Genomic DNA, 4,559 nt, shown 5'->3' with positions numbered 1-4,559 from the left:
GGGCTCGGTCACGAAAGTGCGCCCATAAGTTGCTCCAAGGCTATTCGAGGCTTCGCTACTCCCTCAGGGGCAGCGCGATGCGCTGGAGTCCGCTTTGGGTCCACAACCGGACCTGCACCGCAGCAACTTTCAGCTTCGCGTGTCCACACGGAAAACAATGCAGCACGACGGGATGGGACCGAACGCTGTCTGGGACCGACCATAACCCGATAACCTCGTCGCGCCCTGAAGTAGGCACGAGGCTGAATGTATGTCGAGCGTGCGGGCGGTCTTGAGCGACGGCTCAGGCCAACAAACCGTCTTGATGTGGCGCGAAGATAAAATCCTGAGGTCTGAGTGCTTGCTGGCTATGCACCACCACATCGTTGCCTGGACTGAACGTGACCGTGCTCTCGTGCGTGACAGGATCGAACGGTGAGAAGCTCAGATCGCTGAAGTTCTCGATACCGAGCGCAGAGACGTCGATGTGATCGGCGCCCTGATTCGAGAGTCCCTGTCCGAAGTCTTCGACTTTATCGTGCCCGTTATCGAAATCGAACACGAACGTGTCGTTCCCTCCTTGGGCAAAGCCGAGCATCATCTGGGCATCGCCCCATATGTCATCGTTTCCCGTGCCGCTAACCAGCCTGTCGTTGCCGCCGCGCGCGTAGTCGGACATGGATTGGGCATCGCCGACGAGAATGGTCTCGTAGCTGCCCACGGCATGCGGATTCGGATCATTGCCGCCGACCAGGGTGTCATTGCCGCCATGCGCGCGGCCCGACATAGTCGACGCATCGCCATATGCTTGATTGATGAGCTGGGAAAATACGTTGCCACCGAAATAGGTGTCGTCGCCGCCAACGGCCTGATCGCCCATATTGCCGCCGGCATCGCCGTAGAAGAGATTTTGGTTTTGCGTGCCCGAGGCCTGGAATGTGTCATTGCCGCCCTGGGCACGACCAGACATGTCGCCCGCGACTTCGCCATAGAACGTACTTCCTCCTAAGCCGGTCTTGTTGAACGTGTCGTCCCCTCCGTGGGCAGAGCCGGACATGTTCCCGCCAGCATCGCCGGAAAAGACATTTCGGTCAGCGAGTGTTGCGTCGCTAGAGTCGTCGAACGTGTCGTTTCCCCCGGCGGCGGAAGCGGACATATTTGCACCGGCATCGCCGAAGACAAAATTGAACGGATTAATCCCGCTCACAGCGAAACTATCATTGCCGCCGGCCGCATGACCGGCCATGTCGCCGCCGGCGTCACCATAGAGATAGTTGTTGTACTCGGATCCGCTCGCAGTGAAGCTGTCATTGCCGCCCCGGGTATGCCCGAGCAAGCCTCCGCCAGCGTCGCCATAGAACACAAAACTGCCATCCGGTCCGATGTGACCAACGAATGTGTCATTACCGCCGACCGCGCAATTGATCAGGTTTCCACCCGCATCTCCATACACGATAATTGTTTGATGTCCGCCAGCAGTGACGCCGAAGTTGTCGTCACCACCCTGGGACTGACCAGACAATGTTTCGCCAGCGTCGCCATAGGCATTCACCCTCACTCCGGGCGTAAAGGCCAGGGGCAATTCGACATTGAACATGTCATTGCCCGCAATGGCCCAGTCCGAAATGTTGCCTCCAGCATCACCGTACATATCCAGGCTGAAGGTCTCGCCGGGAATGATAGCGGGCGCCGATACTTGAGCGGACAACGTGTCGCTGCCGCCCCGGGCATGATCAGAAATGTTTCCGCCCGCATCACCATATAGGCTTCCAGAGCCGGACGTCAGCAACGTGTCGTTGCCGCCGATCGCGCGGCCGAGCAAGTCCACGCCAGCATCCCCGAACAGTGTGTTTGTCGGATCGGAACCAACCAGTGTTTGCGCTACGCCATGCTGTCGGCCCGTGAGTGATCCACTTGTGTCGCCAAAGAGAACAGCCATGTGAACCTCCCTCGTGGTCCGCAGGTTGCCGCGGAGATGCGTCCAAATGACTTACAACGTTTCGTTGTTATGATTAAATCACATTTTTAAACGAATTTAAATCATATATTTGAAATCGACAGCTATCGTCACGAGAGAAGGTTCTAGCCCGGATTGATCGAATTCGGGGCCAAATGCAGTACCGTGCCTAGTCCGCAACGTCTCTAAAACGGGGGGCGTCTCTCAACGTGAGCAGCCCATTCGGCATTCCGGACTTTTTCACGCGGGTTTTGACGTTGGAAGGTCGATGGCGTCCAGCTCGGATCATCGGGCGCAAAGACGTGCAGATTGCCTCGCGTTCGAGAGAGTCCTCCGAAACCCGAGCGCCGCAAAGGCTCGCCCGATCAAAGCTCCCGGTGTACTGCGGGATGATCCGGTTCTTGACCTCTTCACCCAGTGCTTTTGCCGCCCTTCCGGTATGGCCGATCGCGTGCTTAGAAGGCCCGAGCGCCTTGAACATTCTTCTGGAGGAGATCGGCCCTTTAATTGCGGTTTGTTGTCAAGTTACCATTCTTCCTCTCTCCAGTGACACGCCCGTAGCGATTGCTCCGTCGGAGCTGGTCAGGTTGCGGAGACGGAGCGATCGCGGATGGCGAGACGATTGCCTAGCGGGATTGGCAATCGACATCGTTGGCGGCTTCAGCGAGTTGGGTTGATGTCGTAGATGGGGTCATGGTCCTTTCCGAGGTCGCGAGCGCCTCATGATGATGTCCGGATCGGGCGCCTCAACGTCTGCAGCGGAGTGCGGGCGAACCGCCACCAGCCGATTGACCGAGGTCACCACAACCACCATCCCAGCGGGACATCGCCAGTCCGGCGGACCGGACCAGGAACTTGCGAGCAAATATTAGATTGGCTTCGGCTGGACCCAGTCGAACGATGTGCCATCGACCCAGATGCAGTGGAGAATCACGGCGATCTTTCGGGCAATTGCGACCTTTGCCTTCTTCATGCCGATCCGGTTGGCGAGCTTCATGCCTCAGGCCTTTAGAGAAGACCACTTTTTGGTTCGATAAAGAAGGACAGTGGCGGCCTCGAACAAGTAAGTTCGGAGAAGCCGGTCGCCCCGTCGAGATATCTTTCCGTTGGTGTCGGTTTCGCCGGATTGGCTACGTCGCGGCGTAAGGCCGAGGTAAGCGCCGACTGTCGACGCCGATCGGAAGCGCGAGGGATCATCGATCGTGTGGCGGAACGTTAGGGCCGTGACGACGCCGACACCCGGGACCGTCATCAGTCGCCGCGTCGTCTCGTCCAGCTTCGCCAACTGGCGGACCTCGTTGTCGAACTTTTCCTGTTCTCGACAGATGTTCTCATGGATCGAGAGCAGCGGCGATATCACGTTGAGGAGTAAATGATCAGCGCCTAAGAATTCGCTGACCTGGTTGCGGAACTGTTGGCCGATCGCGCGAGGGAATAGTAATCCAGATTCCTTGATCAAGCCACGAATCTGGTTCTCAATGTCTCGGCGCATCGACACTAGCCGAGATCTGGCGACAAGGATCGCTCGGATCTTTTGGCTTTCCTCACTTTTGACCTTGACCTCTCGATACCATCCCACTCGCACCAGTTCTGCAAGGCCTCGCGCATCATTCTGACCGCTCTTGTTCATACGGACCGACAAAGCTGCGTGCGCATGCCGAGCGTCGATGCAGACCACCGGAAGCTCAACCCTGCGGAGTTCATGCCATAGCCAACTCGCCATCGCACCCGTCTCGAAGCCGATACGCTCGGCTTGAGGCGCATGTTGCGAAGCAGGTCGGTCAAGGCACCAGGATTAGACTTGGCTTTTCCTTCGAAGATTACTTGGCCAGTCTCGTTGACAACGCATACGGCGGTTTCTCTCTGTGAGACGTCCAGCCCGACGTACTGCTTCATGGGAGCTCCTTCGAATCAGGTGATTGCGAGGGCTCGACGATAATGCGGCTTGCATGCCACGAGCGCCGACCGCAATTACGTCATCGTTTGCAAATTTGCCCCCTCATCGGCGTCCAATTTTGGGTCTGACTCATTTCCGATGAAGTTTGCCGGGCGACTGTGGTTCTCAAACGGAGAATCAGCGCCATGCGGACGGGCTTTCAAATCTCATCGCTAGTACCGAGTGGTTTGGTGTTTGATGGTGTAAGTGACTCAATGGATTCGGTTATTCTGGCTGTTCGGTCAGAGGCTGCGGAGGCCCAATGCCCTTTGTGCGCGACAGCGTCGCGCCGAATCCATAGCCGATACATCCGGCACGTGGCTGATTTGCCGTCAGCGGGCAGAAGGGTGCGCCTCCGATTGCTCACGCGGCGCTTCACATGTGAGGTGCCGCATTGCCGCCGGCGGATCTTCGCGGAGCGGTTTGGAGAAGACATCGTCCCGCTTCGACGGCGCCGGACGGCACGGTTGGAATACATCGTCCATCACTTGGGGTTGGCGCTCGGCGGCCGGCCGGCGGCAAGCTTCGCCAAGCGGCTCATGCTGCCCGTCAGCAACGATACCTTGCTGCGGGTGGTCCGCCGGCGGACGGCGATGCCGACAGATCCATTGCTTGTTGTGGGCATCGATGACTGGGCGTTCCGGAGAAACCATCGATACGGGACGATCGTGTGCGATTTGGAGCGCC

Annotated in this window: 2 protein-coding genes and 1 pseudogene; 1 reads left to right on the top strand and 2 read right to left on the bottom strand. The window is 58.1% G+C overall.

Going from position 1 to position 4,559, the window contains the following annotated elements; all coding sequences use genetic code 11:
* Positions 1–283: 283 nt before the first annotated feature.
* Complete coding sequence (locus IVB42_RS13580; protein ID WP_247369113.1) at positions 284–1,918, bottom strand: calcium-binding protein; 1,635 nt, start codon at positions 1,916–1,918, stop codon at positions 284–286.
* Between the two features lie 886 nt (positions 1,919–2,804).
* Positions 2,805–3,832, bottom strand: a pseudogene (locus tag IVB42_RS13575) (IS110 family transposase).
* Positions 3,833–4,018: 186 nt separating this feature from the next.
* Here IVB42_RS13575 and IVB42_RS13570 point away from each other — a divergent pair.
* On the top strand, positions 4,019–4,559 hold a 541-nt coding region (locus tag IVB42_RS13570), incomplete at its 3' end, for a transposase family protein (RefSeq protein ID WP_247469584.1).

Origin of the sequence: Bradyrhizobium sp. 45, assembly GCF_023073155.1 — a bacterium.
Lineage (GTDB): Bacteria > Pseudomonadota > Alphaproteobacteria > Rhizobiales > Xanthobacteraceae > Bradyrhizobium > Bradyrhizobium canariense_D.
The sequence above is the reverse complement of the archived record's forward strand: the minus strand, read 5'-3'. Positions and strand labels throughout refer to the sequence as shown.